The following is a 1267-nucleotide window of genomic DNA, read 5'->3' on the forward strand; positions in this document are numbered from 1 at the left end:
CTATTGTCTCGCGGAAGCCGGCGCCGACGAAATCCGCCTTACCGACATCGATACGGCGCGCGCCGGGAAACTGGCGGCGCTGGTTGGCCGCGCGTTCCCGAAATGCCGCATCCAGGTCGGAGAGGCCGAGCCTTCCGGCATGCATATGGCGATCAACGCCACGCCTGTCGGCATGCATGCCGGCGATCCGCTGCCGCTTGACGTCAGCCGGCTGACCCCGGATATGACGGTCGTGGACATCATCATGGAGCCTGCGGAAACCGCTCTGCTGCGGGCGGCCAAGGGGATCGGCTGCCGCGTTCAACCGGGACGCCCGATGATGGATTTCCAGGTCCGGGCGATGTCCGAATTCTTCGACATCGAAGGCAAGGACCGCGGCCATGGCTGAGACACCGACTGCCGTCGTCATCGGCGGCACCTCCGGCATCGGACGCGCTATCGCGCAGCGCTTCGCAGAAGACGGTTATCATGTGGTCGTCTCCGGCCGGGATGCGACGAGGGGCAATGAGGCGGCCGGCTCCTGCCAGGCGGCGGGCGCGCCGCGTGCGCTGTTTGTCCAGACAGATGTCGCAGATAGCGGCTCAGTCGAGGCTCTGGCACGGATTGTCAGCGACGGGTTCGGCACGCCTCACGTCGTCGTCAACTGCGCCGGCATCTTGCAGAGCGGCAAGTACGTCCTTGATCAGGATCTGGACGAGGACGAGAAGATGTGGCGGGGGAATTATCGCGGCACGCTGTTGGGGTGCCAGGTGTTTGGCCGGCTGATGTCGGCCGCCCGGCGAGGCGCGATCCTGAATGTCGGCTCGCTCGCCTCTTTCGCGCCGCTGTCGCTGCCCGCCTACACGCCGGGAAAGCATGCGGTCCTGGCCCTGACCCAGATCCTCGCCGCCGAACTCGGCCCGCATGGCGTTCGCGTCAATGCGGTCGCGCCCGGCTATACACTTTCCGATGGTCTGAAGACCAAGATCGCCAGGGGTGAACGCAACCCCGAAGCCATACAGGCCACCACGGCGCTGCGACGCTTCGTCGAGCCGCGCGACGTCGCCGAGGCGGCATTGTTCCTCTGCTCGGAGCGCGCCGCTTCGATTACCGGCGTCACCTTGCCGGTCGACGCCGGCTGGCTGGTTCAGGCGCCTTACGCACAATATCTGCAGGGAAATCCCATCCGGCAAACGCCGGCTATCTGACAAGGATAATCCAGTGATCAATATCTCGCCAGTGAGCGACATCCAGCGCTTCGACTTCGATACCCGCATACACCATGGCG

1 protein-coding gene and 1 pseudogene are annotated in these 1267 nt (G+C 65.1%); both read left to right on the forward strand.

What is annotated here, in order from left to right:
• Positions 1 to 388 (forward strand): annotated as a pseudogene (locus EN964_RS34970) (shikimate dehydrogenase); the annotation flags it as partial.
• The gene (locus tag EN964_RS34975) at positions 381 to 1187 is read left to right on the forward strand and encodes an SDR family NAD(P)-dependent oxidoreductase (protein WP_127277470.1); all 807 of its coding nucleotides are present in this window, start codon (positions 381 to 383) and stop codon (positions 1185 to 1187) included. The pseudogene EN964_RS34970 and the gene EN964_RS34975, both read left to right, overlap by 8 nt.
• Positions 1188 to 1267: the final 80 nt, after the last annotated feature.

Source organism: Mesorhizobium sp. M7A.F.Ca.CA.001.10.2.1, from assembly GCF_003998575.1.
Lineage (GTDB): Bacteria > Pseudomonadota > Alphaproteobacteria > Rhizobiales > Rhizobiaceae > Mesorhizobium.

Coding starts and splice junctions, on each gene's coding strand:
- EN964_RS34975 (WP_127277470.1), top strand. CDS start 381: ATGGCTGAGACACCGACTGCCGTCGTCATCGGCGGCACCTCCGGCATC.